This window comes from Bacillales bacterium, from assembly GCA_035700025.1.
Taxonomy (GTDB): Bacteria; Bacillota; Bacilli; order Bacillales; family DASSOY01; genus DASSOY01.
Window position 1 is genome coordinate 43,227 of sequence record DASSOY010000007.1, and the last position, 18,492, is coordinate 61,718.

General features: G+C 50.6%; 18 protein-coding genes. 16 read left to right on the top strand and 2 right to left on the bottom strand.

The window, feature by feature from the left end:
* The first annotated feature begins 180 nt into the window (after positions 1-180).
* The 16 genes from VFK44_01455 (at position 181) to VFK44_01530 (ending at position 16,002) form a co-directional block, all read left to right on the top strand.
* Positions 181-429, top strand: a complete 249-nt coding sequence (locus tag VFK44_01455) for a DUF1146 family protein (protein ID HET7627029.1) — start codon at positions 181-183, stop codon at positions 427-429.
* Positions 430-539: 110 nt separating this feature from the next.
* A complete protein-coding gene (locus tag VFK44_01460; protein ID HET7627030.1) occupies positions 540-1,274 on the top strand; it encodes a YwmB family TATA-box binding protein in 735 nt (244 codons plus the stop codon).
* Between the two features lie 31 nt (positions 1,275-1,305).
* Positions 1,306-2,643 (top strand): UDP-N-acetylglucosamine 1-carboxyvinyltransferase, encoded by a 1,338-nt coding sequence (gene murA / locus VFK44_01465; protein ID HET7627031.1) that lies wholly within the window; start codon positions 1,306-1,308, stop codon positions 2,641-2,643.
* Positions 2,644-2,788: 145 nt separating this feature from the next.
* Positions 2,789-3,799, top strand: coding sequence for a stage II sporulation protein D (spoIID, locus tag VFK44_01470; GenBank protein HET7627032.1), 1,011 nt, complete (start codon positions 2,789-2,791; stop codon positions 3,797-3,799).
* 106 nt (positions 3,800-3,905) lie between these two features.
* A complete protein-coding gene (locus tag VFK44_01475) occupies positions 3,906-4,754 on the top strand; it encodes a M23 family metallopeptidase (protein HET7627033.1) in 849 nt (282 codons plus the stop codon).
* A 158-nt stretch (positions 4,755-4,912) separates the two neighbouring features.
* The gene (locus tag VFK44_01480) at positions 4,913-5,803 is read left to right on the top strand and encodes a DUF1028 domain-containing protein (GenBank protein ID HET7627034.1); all 891 of its coding nucleotides are present in this window, start codon (positions 4,913-4,915) and stop codon (positions 5,801-5,803) included.
* A 202-nt stretch (positions 5,804-6,005) separates the two neighbouring features.
* Complete coding sequence (locus VFK44_01485; protein ID HET7627035.1) at positions 6,006-6,455, top strand: Lrp/AsnC family transcriptional regulator; 450 nt, start codon at positions 6,006-6,008, stop codon at positions 6,453-6,455.
* Between the two features lie 305 nt (positions 6,456-6,760).
* The gene (locus VFK44_01490; protein HET7627036.1) at positions 6,761-8,302 is read left to right on the top strand and encodes a gamma-glutamyltransferase family protein; all 1,542 of its coding nucleotides are present in this window, start codon (positions 6,761-6,763) and stop codon (positions 8,300-8,302) included.
* 335 nt (positions 8,303-8,637) lie between these two features.
* Entirely contained in the window at positions 8,638-10,221 is a 1,584-nt protein-coding gene (locus tag VFK44_01495; GenBank protein HET7627037.1) for an ABC transporter substrate-binding protein, read from the top strand.
* Between the two features lie 68 nt (positions 10,222-10,289).
* Complete coding sequence (nikB, locus tag VFK44_01500) at positions 10,290-11,246, top strand: nickel ABC transporter permease (protein HET7627038.1); 957 nt, start codon at positions 10,290-10,292, stop codon at positions 11,244-11,246.
* Entirely contained in the window at positions 11,246-12,142 is an 897-nt protein-coding gene (locus VFK44_01505) for an ABC transporter permease (GenBank protein HET7627039.1), read from the top strand. The genes nikB and VFK44_01505 overlap by 1 nt, the downstream gene beginning before the upstream one ends.
* 13 nt (positions 12,143-12,155) lie before the next feature.
* Positions 12,156-12,848 carry a DUF1028 domain-containing protein gene (locus VFK44_01510; protein ID HET7627040.1) on the top strand — a complete coding sequence of 231 codons (693 nt, stop codon included), beginning with the start codon at positions 12,156-12,158 and terminating at the stop codon, positions 12,846-12,848.
* Positions 12,845-13,873, top strand: a complete 1,029-nt coding sequence (locus VFK44_01515) for an ABC transporter ATP-binding protein (protein HET7627041.1) — start codon at positions 12,845-12,847, stop codon at positions 13,871-13,873. The genes VFK44_01510 and VFK44_01515 overlap by 4 nt, the downstream gene beginning before the upstream one ends.
* Complete coding sequence (locus VFK44_01520; protein ID HET7627042.1) at positions 13,833-14,819, top strand: dipeptide ABC transporter ATP-binding protein; 987 nt, start codon at positions 13,833-13,835, stop codon at positions 14,817-14,819. The genes VFK44_01515 and VFK44_01520 overlap by 41 nt, the downstream gene beginning before the upstream one ends.
* A gap of 71 nt (positions 14,820-14,890) precedes the next feature.
* Entirely contained in the window at positions 14,891-15,469 is a 579-nt protein-coding gene (locus VFK44_01525) for a chromate transporter (protein HET7627043.1), read from the top strand.
* Positions 15,469-16,002 (top strand): chromate transporter, encoded by a 534-nt coding sequence (locus VFK44_01530; GenBank protein HET7627044.1) that lies wholly within the window; start codon positions 15,469-15,471, stop codon positions 16,000-16,002. Before VFK44_01525 ends, VFK44_01530 begins: the two co-directional genes overlap by 1 nt.
* A gap of 542 nt (positions 16,003-16,544) precedes the next feature.
* On the opposite strand, the gene pfkB is transcribed toward VFK44_01530, so the two are convergent.
* Together pfkB and VFK44_01540 are read right to left on the bottom strand one after the other, a co-directional pair.
* Entirely contained in the window at positions 16,545-17,477 is a 933-nt protein-coding gene (gene pfkB, locus VFK44_01535) for a 1-phosphofructokinase (GenBank protein ID HET7627045.1), read from the bottom strand.
* Between the two features lie 49 nt (positions 17,478-17,526).
* Positions 17,527-18,462: a carbohydrate kinase family protein gene (locus VFK44_01540; protein ID HET7627046.1), complete on the bottom strand. Its 936-nt coding sequence runs from the start codon at positions 18,460-18,462 to the stop codon at positions 17,527-17,529.
* Between the last annotated feature and the right edge of the window lie 30 nt (positions 18,463-18,492).

Consider the following 18,492-nt stretch of genomic DNA (forward strand, 5'->3'; position numbering starts at 1 on the left):
CTCACACCTCTAACTTCTAGAAAGACGCGCCAGCGTTTTTCAAAGCATTAGGTGCATATTCCCATAAAAATTCGGCGTCATTTCCCGGGAAATTATGCTATAATGTAGACAATTGTGTTGGATTTTGACGGTTTTGATAGAACCGTGGCAGCTTTTACTAGGACTGGAGGTTGATAAAGCATGCTTGGAATCAGTCCTTTAACACAACTGGGCGTGCAAGCGGTCCTGTATCTTGTCGTTCACTTGGTTTTTTTGGCGGTGACTTGGTGGGCGCTGCAAAGTTTTCGCTTGGACGTATTTTTAAAGGATCCGAACAGCCCCCGAGCGAAAGTGCTGCTTATTTTATTGACAGTAGCAATCGGAACGTTGGCAGGGAACTTTTTTTACAATTATTTCATCCAGTCGCTGCGCATTCCTTACCTTTTTTAACGGACGATCTTTTTTGTCGATGGATGTCTACATATTCCATGTATGCGCATTCTCTCCCAGGTAACAATGGTGAATAGAAGGGAGAATCGCACATGGGGAACACGAAATGGATGTCGGCGGCTTTTCTTTTGGTTTTGTTTTTTGCTTCTTATGCCCATACGGAAGCGGCAACGGAGCGGATAACGGAACCACTCGGTGAAATTGTTCAAGTTATGAAAGAACGAAACATAGACATAAACCACTGGCATTTGTACACAAAAAAAAATGGTGGTTTAACCATGGGGCGCAAAGGGTACGTACGCATGGTAGAGGGACTAAAGCATCACTTGAACAAGTTTCGCTGGGATGAAATGCACGAGGATTATGACGGCAATCTTAAGATTACGGGCACTCATACCGATAATAAGGCTGGGTTCCACGAACGGCTGACAGTGCTTGCTTATCCGAAAGACGGCAAATTCGGCATTTATATCGTGTACGAAATGGAAGGAGACCACTGGTCCGGGAACCATCAAGAAAAAATCGTTTCGGTCGTTTCGAACAGAATTCGACAAATTCATGTAAAAAATCCTACCATTTTCACTTGTGTAAGCGGAAATGCGGGTGCTACAATGGATTTTGTTTTAATGAATGGTGCACGACAATTGGTCCGGGACTTTGGTGCCGTTTCCGTGGAGAAACTCGAAGAAAAAACGTTTGTTGCACTCTCTGCATATACTAGCCAGTGGAAGCAATCCATCCCAACCAGAAATCACCGCATGAATTTGCAGGTAGCCTTACGCAAGACGAAGGATGGCAACATTGCGGTTACCATCGGAACACCAATCATTACCACTGAATATTAATATAGAAAAATTGGACGCGGAGGGGAATACTTTGGAACAAATCATTGTCCGCGGCGGAAGGCGGTTGAGCGGAACGGTAAAAGCCGAAGGCGCGAAAAACGCCGTACTGCCTGTTTTGGCCGCAACATTGTTAGCACGCAGCGGCACCAGCATCATTCATGATGTGCCCGCCCTTGCTGATGTATATACAATCCAAGAAGTGATCCGTCATTTGAACGCCGATGTAGATTTCAATGATCATACGGTTACGATCAACGCGGAAAAATTGCTGAAAACGGACGCTCCTTTTGAATATGTTCGAAAAATGCGCGCTTCGTTTCTCGTGATGGGTTCGCTGCTCGCGCGGTCGGGACGCGCCCGCATCGCTTTGCCGGGCGGATGTGCGATCGGCTCGAGGCCGATCGACCAACATTTGAAAGGCTTCGAAGCGATGGGCGCGAAAGTGAAGATCGGAAACGGCTATATCGAAGCGACCGTGAAGGAGAAGCTTCAAGGCGCGAAAATTTATCTCGATTTTCCGAGTGTTGGGGCAACGGAGAACATCATGATGGCAGCTACACTCGCCGAAGGAACAACGACGATCGAAAATGCGGCCGAAGAGCCGGAAATCGTTTGCCTTGCCGACTATTTGAATCGAATGGGAGCGAAAGTGACCGGCGCAGGAACCGGAACGATTTTCGTTGAAGGCGTGAACGAACTGGAAGGTGCCGAACACCGAATCATTCCGGATCGTATTGAAGCCGGTACGTTCATGACTGCTGCAGCGATCACGGGAGGAAACGTGTTCGTCGAAGGAGCGACTTCGTCCCATTTGCGTCCGCTCATCGCCAAAATGGAAGAAATGGGCGTCGTCATACAAGAAGAAAGCCATGGATTGCGAGTGATCGCGCCGGAGCAGTTAAAGGCCGTCGACATCAAGACGATGCCGCATCCCGGTTTCCCTACGGACATGCAACCGCAAATGATGGCGCTGCTGCTCAAGGCGCACGGAACCGGAGTGATTACGGAGACGGTATTTGAAAATCGGTTTATGCACGTCGAGGAATTCCGGCGGATGAACGGAGATATCAAAATTGAAGGCCGGTCGGCCATCATCAACGGGCCGAATCCTCTACAAGGCGCGGAAGTAACGGCAACAGATTTGAGAGCCGGCGCGGCATTGACGATCGCTGGGCTCGCGGCCGACGGGATTACGAGAATCAGCGGACTCGAGCACATCGATCGCGGCTACGTAAATTTTACCGAAAAGCTGTGTTCGCTCGGTGCCATCGTGGAACGCATCCAAGTCGAAGAAACGATAGCCGCCGTGGAAACACAAACCGAAAAGAGCAAAGCGGCATTCAAAGCCGTCAACGCCAAATTCGCATAAGACCGGGAAACCGGTCTTTTTTTCGTTCACCGGCTTGCGGTGCAAGTCGGTTTTTTTCATTTTTCGGTCTTCGACCGCTTTGTTCTAAAGGCTTGTCCACCCCCATACACTAGAAGGAACAAGCAAAAAAACGGGGGAGTTGCCAGTGAAGCCGTATTTCATCGCAGCCTGTTTAATTCTCGGATTCGTTCTCGTCGTGCCGGCGGCGATCGTCGTGCCGTTTTCAAACGACGGCACCGCAGTTGCCACTCCGCCAGAGTTGGAGGCAAACGTTCCGGAACCACAAGCGCCGATATCGCCGTTCTCGATTTCGGTTTACCGCACATCGGAAAATGAGGTGGAGACGGTTCCGCTCGAAAAGTATGTCGTCGGTGTGGTCGCTTCAGAAATGCCGGCGAATTTTGAATTGGAAGCGCTGAAGGCGCAAGCGCTTGCGGCGCGCACGTACATCGTCCACTACTTGCTCAATCCGCCGGACTTGAATTTGCCGGACGGCGCGCAAGTGACGGATACGCCGATGAACCAGGTGTACAACGATCCGCAGCAATTAAAGGAGATTTGGGGAGCGGACTACGATTGGAAGATCGCGAAAATCCGCAAGGCGGTCGACGAAACGAGAGGGCAAATCATCACTTACAACGGGAAGCCGATCACGGTTGCCTTTTTTTCCACGAGCAATGGCTATACGGAAAGTGCCGATGCGTATTGGCAAAACGCGCTTCCGTATTTGCAAAGCGTTCCAAGTCCGTGGGACCGCCAGTCGCCGAAGTTTGCTTCAACCGAAACGATCCCGACCGCGGAAGTAGAAGCAAAACTTGGAGTCTCTTTAACTGAAGACGGAAAAATTGGCGAGGTCCTCAAAACGACGCCCGGTCACCGGGTCGGCGAGATCAAAATCGACGGGACCGTCTTTTCCGGCCGGGAAGTGAGGGAAACATTGAACCTTCGTTCCACTGATTTCTCAATGACGCGGCAAGGCGATGAGGTGATCGTCCGTACGAAAGGCTGGGGACACGGCGTCGGGATGAGCCAATACGGCGCCAACGGGCTCGCCGGGGAAGGCAAAACGTACAAACAAATTGTAAAATATTACTACCGGGGCGTATCGATTTCTGACTTGAAGCCGTACACGGCGAAGCTGACCGCTGTAAAATAAGGAACAAGTGAAAAAGTCAGTCTTGTCGAAAAATGGCGACAAGAAAATGGAATTTCAGGTATAGAATCTCAGGAATGTGATCAGAATGGTTCCTGAGGTGATAATCATGAAAAAAGACGAAAAGCAATCGACGCGTCAGGAAAACATGCCAAAATGGCGCAAGTTTGCTAGAAAACGTTGGGTTTACCCGGCGGTGTATCTCGGACTCGCGGCGATTGTCATCGCTTCCGTGCTCTGGATGCAAACGGGTCCGAACGAAGGCGATTATTCGATCGATCCGTCGAAAAACGGTTCGGGAGAAAAAGAGACTTCGCTTTACAATCAAAACAAGGACGCCGTCCCGGTAAACACGATGAAAGAACAGTTCCAATGGCCGGTGAAAGACCGGAATGCCGTGACCGTGCAGAAACCGTTTTACGACTACAATGCCTCTTTGGAAGACCAACAAGCTGCTCTCGTCCTTAACGATCATACTTACCGTCCAAACACGGGGATCAATTTGTCTACCGAGAGCGGAAAAAGTTTTGCGGTTACGGCGTCGCTGAGCGGGACCGTTTTGAAAGCGGAGGAAGACCCGGAACTCGGCTATGTCGTCAAAGTTGACAACGGCGATGGTGTAACGACCATTTATTCGAGTCTGAAAAGCACAGCTGTCGAAAAAGGCGACAAAGTCGAGCAAGGCGATAAGATCGGCATGGCTGGTCAAAGCGACTATTTTGAAAAAGCGGGCGTAATCGTCCACTTCGAAATTCGCAAAGACGGCAAGCCGGTCAATCCGGTCAGCTATTTCGGCCAAAGCAAAGCGGAACTGCTGAAATCGATGAGCGACGACACGAACAAGGACAAGAAGCAAGACGATTCGTCTTCGGCAACCGATGAGCCCAAGCAACAGAAAAAGCAGGACGAGGCACCGAAGAACGACGAAACGAGCAATGAAACGTCCAACAACGCATAGGACTTCATTGCCACGACAAGCTCCGCGGGAACGCTCGCGGGGCTTTTTTTTTATAAAATACCGAACCTTACCGAAGCTCATTTTCCCCGCTCAAGAAGGAATTGCGGGCGGTTGTGGCGAATTTTTTTTCATAACCCAATACAGAGAGGACCGGAAACATGAATCGAGATGCGAAAGGAACGCAAGCTGTGGTCGCAACGTTTTCCATTGCTGCCTATGATCCCGAGGCGGAAGAATGGGGAATCGCGGTTCAATCGAAGTTTCTTGCCGTCGGTTCCGTTGTGCCTTGGCTGAAAGCGGGGGCGGGCGCCGTGGCTACCCAGTCGTATGCCAACACGTCGTACGGGCCGGAAGGGCTGAAATTGCTGGAAAGCGGCATGAGCGCCGAAGAGGTCGTGAAACGGTTGACCGACGCGGATGAGGACCGGGATCTCCGCCAAGTGGGGATTGTTGATAAAAGTGGAGCCGCAGCCACGTTCACGGGGAAAGACTGCTTTGAGTGGGCCGGGGGGAGAATCGGCAACCATTACGCGGCGCAAGGGAACATTTTGGTGAATGAGGAAACGGTGAATGCGATGGCGGAAACGTTCGAGCGCGTGGACGGCTCGCTGGCATCGCGTTTATTGGCTGCGCTCGAAGCCGGCCAGCTGGCTGGCGGCGACCGGCGCGGAAGGCAGTCGGCTGCGCTTGCCGTCGTGCGGGAAGGCGGCGGGTACGGAGGATTCAACGACCGGGTCGTCGACCTTCGCGTCGACGACCACGAAAAGCCGATCAAAGAGCTGGCGCGCATTTATCAGCTGCACGAGCTGTACTTCTCGGAAACGAAACCAGAAAACGTCGCCGAAATTGAAGGCGACCTTCGCGAAGAAATGGAAGGCGAATTGGTCCGCCTCAATTACTTGGCACCCGGCGAGGCATCCGACGACGACCGCTTCTACGAAGCGTTGACCTCGTTTCTGCATACAGAAAACTTCGAGGAACGCGAACAGCCGCAGGGCAAAGTCGACCTGGCCGTCGTCGCGTTCATGAAAGGTTTGAGTCCTCGTTGAGGGCTGGTTTGGATGGGGGTATAGAGGGACAGCGTTTCTGTTGATTGCGACTTTCGAAGGAATTGAAAGCAAGTTCCAAGTTTCGTACCCCACGAACTATCGGATACAGTACATGGGTAAGTTCGGCAAAAGTCAAACAGCTTGAAATGGACGTTGTCTTCTCAGGAATCCGGAATGAAATATGTCAACAGTAGGTGAGTTTATGAAAATCGACGAAACAGATAAGAAAATATTGGATTTGTTAGCCGAGAATGGCCGAATGTCTTATGTCGATATCGGCAAACAATTGAACTTATCGCGCGTTTCAATTCGCGAACGCGTCCACCAAATGAAAGAAAGCGGTATCATCGAGAAATTCAGTGTCGTTGTTAATTCTGAAATGGCCGGAAAAAAGGTATCCGCATTTTTCGAGGTTGATTGTGAACCGGCATATCTCGTGGAAGTAGCGGAAACGCTCGTGAACAATCCAAGTGTCGCCAGCTGTTACCAAATGACGGGTCCGAGCACGCTGCACATGCACGTGCTTGTTGAAGACTTCCGGCGGCTGGAGCAATTTATCAACGAAGAATTGTACAGCTTGGAAGGCATTACGCGTGTCAGCAGTCATATTTTATTGCGCCGATTCAAGAGTCGCACCGGGCTGAAACTATGATTGCTCGTCTGAAGCAGAAAGTCGAAATCATTTTATAAAAAAAAATAACGAGCCGCCGTCCTGGAGTGAGTCTTCCCGCTTTCGGACGGCCTTTGTTGTTGTCACAATTATCGGTTGCCTTACCGATGGATAATGTTCTATAATCATCTACAAATGTTAGTCTCAATTGCGAATATTCATTAACATTTGGAAGTAAATGATGGATTTTGCATAAATGTTGTAAAGGGGAGATTGTCTTGCACTTGAATCAACCGCTTTATCATCCGTACGGCTCGTCACGAAAGCCGGTATTTGCGCGAAACGGCATGGTTGCCACCTCGCAGCCGCTCGCCGCTCAGGCCGGACTCGACATCTTGAAGAAAGGCGGGAACGCCGTTGATGCAGCGATTGCCACCGCCGCCTGCCTAACTGTCGTTGAACCGACATCGAACGGAATCGGCGGGGACGCCTTTGCCCTTGTATGGATGAAAGGGAAGCTGCACGGTTTGAATGCGAGCGGACCGGCGCCGCGAGCGATGTCAATCGACCGATTGAAAGCGGACGGGCATGAGGAAATTCCGGAGACTGGCTGGGTGCCGGTGACGGTGCCGGGGACGCCTGCGGCTTGGGCGGCGCTGTCGAAACGGTTTGGGAAATTGCCGCTGGCGGAAACACTGCGGCCGGCGATTGAGTACGCGGAGAATGGCTACCCGGTTTCGCCGACGCTCGGCAGGTTTTGGAAGAAAGGGTATGAGAAATTTTCAAAGCTGGAAGGCGATGCGTTTTCGGGGTGGTTTGAGACGTTTGCGCCGAACGGCAAAGCCCCTGAAATCGGAGAGATGTGGGCATCGCCGGGACATGCGGCCACGCTTAAAGCGATCGCCAAATCCGATGCGGAATGGTTTTACCGCGGCGAAGGCGCGGAAAAAATCGACGCATGTGCTCGGAAACATGGGGGCTATCTCACGTCTGAAGATCTAGCGGACTACGAGCCGGATTGGGTAGACCCGATTCGCGTAAACTATCGAGGCTACGACGTTTGGGAAATTCCGCCGAACGGGCAAGGGCTCATTGCCTTGCAGGCGCTCAATTTGGTGAAAGGGTGGACGTTTGCCGCGAAGGACTCGGTCGACACGTATCATAAACAAATGGAAGCGTTGAAACTCGCTTTTGCCGACGGGAAAACCTATATCGCCGATCCGCGGGACATGTCGGTAAGCACGGAGGCGCTGTTGTCAGATGCCTATGCTGAAGAGCGCCGCAAGTTGATTACGAATGAGGCGCTGGAACCGGAACCGGGCGAACCGCCGAAAGGCGGCACGGTTTATTTGGCAACCGCCGACGGGGAAGGAAACATGGTATCCCTTATTCAAAGCAACTATATGGGATTCGGGTCGGGAATCGTCGTCCCGGGAACGGGAATTGCGTTGCATAACCGAGGACATAATTTCTCGCTGGATCCGGCTTCCGACAATGCGCTGCGTCCCGGGAAACGGCCGTATCATACGATCATCCCCGGCTTTTTGACGAAAGACGGCGAAGCCGTCGGACCGTTCGGCGTTATGGGCGGATTCATGCAGCCGCAAGGTCACCTGCAAGTGATTATGAACACGATCGATTTCCATTTGAACCCGCAGGCGGCGCTGGACGCGCCGCGCTGGCAATGGCGGAAAGGGAAAATCGTCGAAGTCGAACATACCTTTCCGCATCATATCGCATCAGCATTGGCTGATCGCGGGCATGACATCCGAATCGCGCTTGAGCCGAACAGCTTCGGCCGCGGGCAAATCATTTGGCGCAACCCGGAAAACGGGGTGTTGACCGGAGGAACGGAGCCGAGGACCGACGGCATGGTTGCCGCTTGGTAAGAGGTCATTTGCACAAGTGTAGAAGAATCTAAGTTTTGATGAATCGTTATTTAAGAAGGTGTTTCCAAAAAAGTTTTTTGGGAACGCCTTTCGTCTTTTTTTTATAAATCTTCGAAAAACGGGTTGTCTTCTCCATTTATATGCTTTATAATCCTACTTAACCAAAAATGCCGTTTGTAAGGTGTATTTGTAAATTAGGTTAACAAACGAAAGTTAAATGGCAATGTTTGTTGCTTAATGCCAATTTTTACATAAAGAAAGGGTGTTCTTGTCGAAAAAAGTATTTTTCTATGTTCTAAATTGTTAAACTATTTTGTCAAATGGGGAGGTCCATTATGTTGAAAGTCGTTTGTAATCGTTCGATGGTGATGTTGCTTGCGCTCGTGATTGTATTAGCTGGTTGTGGTTCGCAATCTGGGAACAACAATGCTTCCGGAAAGTCAGACAACACAAATGGTTCAAAAGCTGGTCAGGCAGCGACGAAAAAAGAAAATCGTGACACGCTTGTTATTGGATTGGACGATGATCCGCCGCAGCTTGATCCGCATAAATCGACGGCAGCTGTCGATCGCCAAGTGTTTCAAAGTTTATACAACACACTTGTCGACCTTGATGAAAACTTGGAGTTCGTGCCGGAACTCGCAAAAAGTTGGGAAATCACGAATGGAGGGAAAACGTATGTTTTCAACCTTCAGGAAGGTGTAAAATTCCATGACGGAACACCGTTCAACGCCGAAGCGGTCAAATTCAACTTTGAACGCATGCTGGATCCGAAACTCGGTTCGCCCCGGAAATCGGAAATCAATCTTGTCGAGGCTGTCAAAGTTGTCGATGAATACAAAATAGAAATTGATTTGAAACAGCCGTATTCACCATTTTTGGCAGTGTTGTCCGACCGTGCCGGTATGATGGTATCGCCGACAGCGGTGAAAGAAAAAGGCAAAGATTTCTCGAACGCACCAGTAGGTACAGGTCCCTATAAGTTTGTCGAACGCGTGCAACAAGACCATGTGAAACTGACGCGTTTCGACGGTTACTGGCGCGAGAAACCGGCGATCAAAAACGTCGTCTACAAACCGTTTCCAGACGGAAATACACGGGTAACCAACATCATTTCCGGAAACTTGGACATGCTCAACCGGATTCCAACGAATAAGCTGGAAAAGTTAAAGAGCAGTCCGAACATTAAAGTCTCGGAAAAAGCGGGCCTCGGATTTCAAGGGCTCATGCTCAATATGAACAAAGCGCCGTTCGATAACAAAAAAGTACGTAAAGCGGTTAATATTGCTCTTGATCGCGAAGCCATTGCCAAAGTCGTCTTCGCTGGAGGCGTGACCCCGGCGGTAAGCCCGTTCCCGCCTTCGAGTTGGGCAAATCCGGAAGCGCTCGAAATTCCGAAAGCTGATCCGGCGAAAGCGAAGCAGCTGCTTCAGGAAGCAGGCGTCAGCAACGTGAACTTTACGTTGAAAATTACGCCGAAACCGCTGGAGAAAAAGATTGGTCAGATGATCCAATCGATGCTGGGAGCCGCTGGCATTCAAGTGAAAATCGAGATGGTCGAATTCGGAACAATGCTTGAGCAAATGCGCAACGGAGATTACCAGGCGCTCAGAATCGGGTGGAGCGGCCGTGCGGATCCGGACGGCAACTCGTATGTATGGTTCTCAACCAACGGCTCATTGAATGAGATGGGATATTCCAATGAAAACGTTGACCAATGGCTGAGTGAAGCGAGAACGACTTCCGACCAAGAAAAACGCGCTGAATTGTATGGGAAAGTTTCGCAAGCCCTATGGGAAGATGTACCTTACGTATTCTTGTATCATCCAAAGAACTTCATCACAATGAAAAAGTATGTTGAAGGATTTCATCACGTGCCGGACGGCATGATCCGGACGGAGACGATTTCGTTTAAATAATCTTTCCTAAGGTGTTGCGGGAAACTGCAACACCTTATGACTTCCTTTTTTTGAAAGGAGTTGGAGGCATGACCTTCTTTTTGCTTCGCCGGTTTGGTCTGATGCTAATCGTGCTGTTTCTCGTCAGCATCATCGTGTTTTCGCTCATTAGTCTGCTGCCCGGTGATCCTGCGCTGATTATGCTCGGTCAAGAAGCGACACCAGAAGCATTGGCCGCATTGCGTGAACAAATGGGGCTGAATGATCCGATTTACATTCAATATCTCCATTGGGCGACCGGAGTGCTGCAAGGCGACCTCGGTCATTCAATTCAAGACCACACACCGGTACTTGAAATTTTGTTGAACAAGATCCCTGTCACTCTCGAACTCACGATTATTTCATTTATCATTGCCATTCTCATCGCTTTGCCGATCGGCATTTTGAGTGCGGTCCGAAAAGGAACCCTTCTTGATTATTCCGGTACCTTCTTTGCACTCTCCGGTGTATCGCTGCCTTCTTTTTGGCTCGGCATTTTATTGATTTACGCGTTTGCCGTCCAACTAGACTGGTTTGCCCCGTCCGGATACGTGCCGTTCAGCGAAGACGTTTGGAGAAACCTGCTTCTCATGCTTCTTCCTGCAGTGACGCTCGGATCACGGTTGGCCGCAGAATTGATGCGAATGATTCGTTCCAGTCTGCTTGAGGTGCTTGAATCTGATTTTATACGAACCGGTTACGCGAAAGGATTGCTCGAACGCTCGGTGGTTTTTGGACACGCCTTGAAAAACGCTCTTATTCCGGTCATCACTGTTAGCGGACTACAGCTGACGACATTTTTCGGCGGTGCGGTGATTGTCGAAACGATTTTTGCCGTTCCCGGCCTCGGACGCCTTATATATGACTCGATCTTATCGAGAGACTATCCGGTCGTTCAAGGCGTCGTGCTGTTCATGGCTTTTGCCGTTGTCGTGACGAATTTCCTAATCGATATCGTCTATTCAATCATCGATCCGCGTATTAAGTTGAGCGGGGGGAGTAAATGATGGAGAATGCGAAACCAGTGGCGGGGCCAGCGCCCGTCGTGAAAAAAAATCCAAAGATCCGCCGGCTGCGCGAAATGTGGCAGCGGCTTTGGCTCAATAAATTAGCTGTCGCCGGCGGCTTTTTCATGCTGCTGTTAATCATCATGGCACTCTTTGCCGGCGTATTGTCGCCGTATGATCCGACATTGCAAAACTATTCGGTTGTTTTGCAGCCGCCGAGTGCCGAGCATTGGTTCGGTACCGACGGCTTAGGCCGCGACATTCTTACCCGCGTCATGCACGGTGCGCAAGTTTCCTTGAAAGCCGGCCTCATTTCCGTCGGCATTGCGCTCGCCATCGGGCTGCCGATCGGCTTGTTTTCCGGCTATTACCGCGGCTTGTGGGACGAGCTGCTCATCATGCGATTCACCGACGCGATGCTCGCTTTCCCGCCGCTTGTCCTCGCCTTGACGCTCGCCGCCGTGCTCGGTGCCGGCTTGGAAAACGCAATGATTGCGATCGGCCTCGTCTTCACACCGAACTACATTCGCTTGATGAGAGGCGAGGTGCTCGCCAAACGCGAAAGCGAATACGTCGCCGCCGCCAAGTCTTCCGGCATTAAAGATTGGCGCATCATGATGTTTCACATCTTTCCGAACGCATTCGGACCAATACTCGTTCAAGCGACGTTGAACGTCGCCGGGGCGATTCTCGCCGAAGCTTCGCTAAGCTTCCTCGGTCTCGGCACACAGCCGCCGACCCCGAGCTGGGGCGCGATGCTTGCCGACGGTCAAGGCTATTTGCAACAAGCACCGTGGATCGTCATCTTCCCGGGGTTGTTCATTTTCCTCGCCGTCATGTCGATCAATTTATTCGGTGACGGGATCCGGGACATGCTCGATCCGAAAACGAAATAAAGGGGCAACGTAAATGAACGGACTAACGCTCAATACTTTTTCGATAACGGCGAAATGCCGCCATACCGGCATGTTCGGCGTCGCGGTCAGCACCGCCCGGCCGGCCGTCGGCGGGTTGGTGCCTTACGCGAAAGCGGGGGTCGGTGCAATTGCAACGCAAGCGCTCGTCAATCCGTTCGTCGGCATTGACGGCATGCGTCATTTATCCGCCGGCCTTTCGGCCGCGGAAGTGAAGGAAAGGCTGCTTGGCGAAGACGACCCGGAGCATGTGGAGCGGCGCCAATTCGCGATCGTCGACGCCGCCGGCCGAACGGCCGGCTACACCGGCGGCGACACGGTGCCGTGGGCCGGGCATAAGGCCGGCGACGGCTTTGTCGTCGCCGGGAACATGCTCGTCGGCGCGGAGACGATCGAGGCGATGGCCGAGAGCTTCGCGGGCAGCGGCGAGCGGCCGCTCGCCGAGCGGCTGCTGGATGCGCTGGCCTGCGGCCAGCGTGCGGGGGGAGACAAGCGAGGGAAGCAGTCGGCAGCGCTGTATGTCGTGCACGAGGAAGAATATCCGCTCGTGGATATTCGGGTGGATGAGCACGCGGCTCCGGTCGATGAGCTGAAGCGCGTGTATGAAGTGTGTCAGACTGACTTGTTTCCGTATATGGCGAAAGCGCCGCGAAGAGCGAAGCGAAAGGCAGGGGGTGATGCCGGATGAACGAGAATCAACTGGAAGTGAAAGCGTTGAACGTTCGGTTCCGGGATCGGAAACGCTCAGTGTCGATTTTGCAGGACGTTTCGTTTTCGGTGAAAAAAGGCGAAACGCTATGCATCGTAGGCGAATCTGGATGCGGGAAAAGCATTACGTCGCTTGCGGTCATGGGATTGCTTCCGAAAAATGGGGAAGTGGCGTCTGGGGAGATTTTATTTGAAGGGGAAAATCTCGTTGGCAAGCGTATGAAGGAAATGAGCCGCATTCGCGGCAATGACATTTCGATTATCTTTCAAGAGCCGATGACGTCGTTGAATCCGGTGCATACGGTCGGCCGCCAAATCGCCGAAGTTGTTCAGCTTCATCAGAAAAAAGGGAAGCGGGAAGCGATGCGGCAAGCGATCGAAATGTTGAAGCTTGTCGGGATTCCTTCACCGGAGAAGCGCGTACGCGATTATCCGCACCAGTTGAGCGGGGGGATGCGCCAGCGGGTGATGATTGCGATGGCGCTGGCCTGCAATCCGAAGCTGTTGATCGCAGATGAACCGACAACGGCGCTCGACGTGACGATTCAAGCACAAATCCTTGAGCTCATGAACGACTTGAAAGACCGGCTTGGGATGTCAATTATCATGATAACGCATGATCTCGGTGTCGTTTCTGAAATGGCAGACCGCGTGCTTGTCATGTACGCGGGGAAAGTCGTTGAATACAGCGAAGTGGATAAACTGTTTGACTATCCGCGGCATCCATACACGCAAGGGCTGATCGAAGCCATTCCGAAGCTCGATGAAGAGCAAGAAGCGCTTGCAATTATCGAAGGAACCGTACCGACGCCGGAAAATATGCCGGCCGGCTGCAGGTTCGCGACGCGCTGTCCGTTTGCCAAGAATATTTGCCACAGTGAAGCACCGGGATTATACGGAGAGTCCGATCACCTTGTCAGTTGTTGGATGTACACCGAACGTTGGGAAAAGGAGGGAAACGAAAATGATCGAGGTGAAACAAAAGCCGCGGGAAAAAATGCTTGAAGTTCACGGGTTGAAAAAATATTTCACGAGCGGCGGCGGAATGCTGCAATCGAAACAAAAAGCCATAAAAGCCGTTGACGACCTGTCTTTCTTCATTTATACAGGGGAGACACTCGGTGTCGTTGGTGAATCCGGCTGCGGGAAATCGACGATGGGCCGCACGCTTCTGCGCTTGCAAGAGCCGACGTCAGGCGAGACGATCTTCGACGGACAAAACATCAACCGGCTCGGCAAGAAGAAAATGCGTTCGCTGCGCAAGGAAATGCAAATGATTTTTCAAGATCCTTACGGCTCATTGAACCCGCGAATGACGGTCGGGGCGATGCTTGGCGAAATCATTCATACCCATCAAATTGTCCCGAAAAAAGACACTGTGCCTTACATCCACCGGTTGCTCGAAGACGTGGGCTTGCGGGCCGAACATTATTGGCGCTATCCACATGAATTCAGCGGCGGTCAACGGCAAAGAATCAGCATTGCACGTGCGCTCGCCGTGAAACCGAAACTGATTGTCTGCGATGAGGCGGTTTCCGCACTCGACGTATCCGTTCAGGCACAGGTGCTTAATTTGCTGCAACGGTTGAAACGTGACTATCAGTTGACGTACTTGTTCATTTCCCATGACTTGTCGGTTGTCAAGCATATCAGCGACCGCGTTGCCGTCATGTACCTTGGTCAGATCGTGGAATTGGCCGATAAAAATGATTTGTACAAGCAACCGCAGCATCCATATACGCAAGCCCTTCTTTCGGCGATCCCGAGCGTCGGAACCGATCAGAAAAGAGAAAGGATTATTTTAAAAGGGGACGTCCCGAGTCCGTTGAACGTGCCGAGCGGCTGTCGTTTTCATACGCGCTGCCCATTGGCGGTTGAGAAGTGCAAGACGGACGTTCCAGCATTCAGAGAAGTCGCGGAGGGTCATTTTACGGCGTGCCACCTCGCGTAATCGCCATAATGGATTTAAGAGGGATCATCGTTGTACCATAAGCAATTTATCATAGCGAGGGAATGGTTCATTTGAAGCAGCAAAGGCAATTGTTTTTCGCATTTTTTCGCGTCGGCATTTTCGGTTATGGAGGCGGGCCGGCATCGATACCGCTTGTCCATAAAGAAGTCGTCGAAAATTATAAATGGCTCGATGACCGGGATTTCAACGACTTGTTGGCGCTTGCCAATACGCTTCCCGGGCCGATTGCCACAAAAATGGCCGGCTATATCGGCCACCGCGTCGCAGGTGTTACAGGAATGATCAATGCGGTGCTGGCCACGATCTTGCCATCGATCTTCATCATGGTAGTTTTGTTATCATCGCTCGCAGCCGTGAAAGACAAACCCTGGGTGCAAGGCATGACAGATGCCGTCATGCCGGTCGTCGGCGTCATGCTCGCCGTGCTCACCTGGAGTTTTTTTCGCAGATCGAAAGAAGGGCTTGGTTTATGGAAGAGTTTAATGTTCGTCGCAGGCAGCTTCGTGTTGATCAAAGTCCTTCCGAGCCCGGCCATCTTGATTTTAGCCTTGCTGCTGATCGGCTTGCTTAAGCCGGTACGCAAGGACAATGCCGATGCCGTTGGCGCGGAAAGGGAGGAGTCGGTATGATGATTTATTGGAAAATCTTCGTCGCCTTCTTCATTCCCGGCGTTCTCGGCTACGGAGGCGGTCCTGCTTCGATTCCGCTCGTCGAGGACCAAGTCATCGACCATTACGGCTGGATGGACGCCGAGAAGTTTGCCGAGGTACTGGCCATCGGCAACGCTTTACCCGGTCCGATTGCCACGAAGCTTGCCGGCTACATCGGCTATCAACAAGGCGGCATCCTCGGTGCGGTCGTCGGTGTCTTCGCCACCGTCGCACCGTCGCTCATTCTAATGATCTTTTTGCTGGGGATGCTGTACCGTTTCAAAGACTCGCCGAAGGTGAAACAAATGACAAATTTCATCCGACCGGCGATTGCGGTCTTGCTCGGTGTCATTGCCTTCCAATTTTTCGTGGAATCGTACCACGGCGCTGGTTGGCTGCAAACGCTCATCCTCACGGCTGCGAGCTTTTTCTTTCTTGAGAAGCTGAAAGTCCACCCGGCGATCGTGATCGCCGGCGCGCTAGGCTACGGCGCGATCTTCTTGGCGGCTTAATGTGGATTTAGCTCATACAGGTGAAAATTTCCGATAGGGCGAATTGCTGGAATCGCTCATGAGAGACGCTATTTGGATCAAATTCGCGATTTCCCAAAATTATCGCTCATCCAGAACGCTATTTTCCCAGAACCCCCGGAAATCGGATGGATTCCCGGTTGGTTTTTGGGAATAGCGCATCGTATGCACGATTCCATCTGAAAAAGCGGGCATATTAGGCAAATAGCGCATCTGATGCACGTTTTTCATATAACATGAGATTTTCGGTAAACCGAAAATGTCCGTTTGGTCGAACTGCTGGAATCGCTCATGAGAGACGCTATTTGGATCAAATTCGCGATTTCCAACGATTATCGCTCATCCAGAACGCTATTTTCAGAGAACCCCCGAAAATCGGATGGATTTCCGGTTGGTTTTTGGGAATAGCGCATCTGGTGCACGATTCCATCTGAAAAAGCGGGCATATCAGGCAAATAGCGCATCTGATGCACGATTTTCATATAACATGAGATTTTCGGTAAACCGAAAATGTTCGATTGGTGCTAGGAAAGTTCGAACACTTTTACAGATGTTTTGAGACGTTCAAATTCCTCCAATGCGATTGAGCCTGCCTTTTTTGTTAGTGCATTTGCTGCCCCTGCTGCCGCTGCCATGCATAAGCAATGTTTGATTTTATTCCCGCTGTAAAGTCCGGCAATGAATCCAGCCGCGAATGAATCTCCTGAACCTACACTGTTCACCACATTAATGGGAGGGGGGATTACTCGATAAAATTTGTCGTTTGCAGATACGATTGCTCCGTCTTTACCTAATGTAACGATCATAATCGGAATCTTGAATTTTCTCCATTTATTTAGAGTGTGAACCACTTCGTCTTCCGAAATTTGATCGACACCGACAATTTGGGCCAATTCTTCTTGATTCGGTTTTATGAGGAAAGGTTCAGCCATCAAAACTTCTTTAAATGGTGCTCCACTAGTATCAACAACTGCTTTTGCCCCTTGTGCATGAATGACTTTGACAAGTTCGGCATAAGATCGGTTCGTCAAACCCTGCGGCAAGCTCCCTGACAAGACGATGTACTCACTCTTTGAAGCTAGAGCATCAAGCGTTTTCTTCAACTGGTTCCATTGCTCGTGATTAATCCATGGCCCTTTTTCGAGAATTTCTGTAGACTCGTTTTTTTGTTTGTCAATCACGTTCAAACAAATTCGTGATTCACCGGAGACGTGGACAAATTCATGTTCAATTTGTAATAAATCCATACTTTCAGATAAAAATGCTCCGTTGTAACCCCCAGCGAACCCCGTCACTGTAACGGGGATGTTTAAGGTTTTCAATACCTTTGCGACGTTGATTCCCTTTCCGCCAGGTTCGATGTGCATTTGATTTACGCGATTGACTCTGTTTTTTTCAAATGACGCCATATAGTAAGTTTTATCGATGGCGAGATTTAAGGTGACTGTCGTTATCAAAAGGTTTCCCCACTTTTCTGTCGAAATGACGTACACAACCAAAGCCGATTTAATTGTTGATTTTCAATTTGGTGAGTTGTCTGAAGCCTTCCTTCCTATTGTGCGAAGAAATCACTGTTGCGCTCACTTCGTTAGCGAAACGGAGGCAATTTGACAAAGGCTTCTCTTGTCTTCTTGCGAATAAATATCCCATATCAAAGATATCTCCTGCTCCAGTAGTATCGACGACGTCTGTTTCGTGACTTGGGGGGACTTGAATGAGTTCACCGTCCTTCATAACAGCAGCGCCATTTGCGCCAAGTTTCACCACAACTTCCCCACAATACTTTTTAACGATATCCAGTCCTTTTTGCCATTCCGATGTATTCGTCAAATGACAAATTTCTGTTTCATTCGGCATGAAGACATCGACAAATTGAAGCAGATGAAAGGTCTGCGATTTTCTTTTCTCAGTCCATCCAGATGGATCCCAGCTTGGATCAAAGTAGACGCGTTTTCCAAGCGATTGTTGTTCTTTCGCGACTACGACAGCCTCGATTGGTGAAAATTTCGGCAGCAAATACGTCCCACAAATCACAACGTCATCACAGACATCGAGAAGTTCTTTTTTGGCATGATAAATAGACAAACCGAACGCATCATGAGCCCCGGAAACAGAAACTATCGCCCTTGAGCCATTTTCATGTACGATAACGAAGCCGTTAGGCGTTATGGTGTTTTCCACACATACAATACCTTCCGTTGCAAGTCCCCTTGTTTCTAATTCACGAATGAGAAACTTCCCTTGATCATCGTTTCCGATGCTTGAAATGATGTTGGCCTTCACGCCAAGGGCATGCAAGGCAATTGCCATGTAACCTGCCGTTCCGGCGACTCTCGTTTCAAAGCTTTCGGCCTCGATTTCGGCATCCCAGTGAGGGGCTTCTTTCACTTTTCCAATGACCGTATCCACGTTATAATTCCCAATAATACCAACAGGGTTCATAAAAAAACAACCTCCTCGATCAACGATGTT

Bases quoted from the DNA above. Each gene is read 5' to 3' on its own strand.
- VFK44_01455 (HET7627029.1), top strand. From the start codon at position 181: ATGCTTGGAATCAGTCCTTTAACACAACTGGGCGTGCAAGCGGTCCTG.
- VFK44_01460 (HET7627030.1), top strand. From the start codon at position 540: ATGTCGGCGGCTTTTCTTTTGGTTTTGTTTTTTGCTTCTTATGCCCAT.
- VFK44_01475 (HET7627033.1), top strand. From the start codon at position 3,906: ATGAAAAAAGACGAAAAGCAATCGACGCGTCAGGAAAACATGCCAAAA.
- VFK44_01480 (HET7627034.1), top strand. From the start codon at position 4,913: ATGAATCGAGATGCGAAAGGAACGCAAGCTGTGGTCGCAACGTTTTCC.
- VFK44_01485 (HET7627035.1), top strand. From the start codon at position 6,006: ATGAAAATCGACGAAACAGATAAGAAAATATTGGATTTGTTAGCCGAG.
- VFK44_01490 (HET7627036.1), top strand. From the start codon at position 6,761: ATGGTTGCCACCTCGCAGCCGCTCGCCGCTCAGGCCGGACTCGACATC.
- VFK44_01495 (HET7627037.1), top strand. From the start codon at position 8,638: ATGTTGAAAGTCGTTTGTAATCGTTCGATGGTGATGTTGCTTGCGCTC.
- nikB (HET7627038.1), top strand. From the start codon at position 10,290: ATGACCTTCTTTTTGCTTCGCCGGTTTGGTCTGATGCTAATCGTGCTG.
- VFK44_01505 (HET7627039.1), top strand. From the start codon at position 11,246: ATGGAGAATGCGAAACCAGTGGCGGGGCCAGCGCCCGTCGTGAAAAAA.
- VFK44_01510 (HET7627040.1), top strand. From the start codon at position 12,156: ATGAACGGACTAACGCTCAATACTTTTTCGATAACGGCGAAATGCCGC.
- VFK44_01515 (HET7627041.1), top strand. From the start codon at position 12,845: ATGAACGAGAATCAACTGGAAGTGAAAGCGTTGAACGTTCGGTTCCGG.
- VFK44_01520 (HET7627042.1), top strand. From the start codon at position 13,833: ATGATCGAGGTGAAACAAAAGCCGCGGGAAAAAATGCTTGAAGTTCAC.
- VFK44_01530 (HET7627044.1), top strand. From the start codon at position 15,469: ATGATTTATTGGAAAATCTTCGTCGCCTTCTTCATTCCCGGCGTTCTC.
- VFK44_01540 (HET7627046.1), bottom strand. From the start codon at position 18,462: ATGAACCCTGTTGGTATTATTGGGAATTATAACGTGGATACGGTCATT.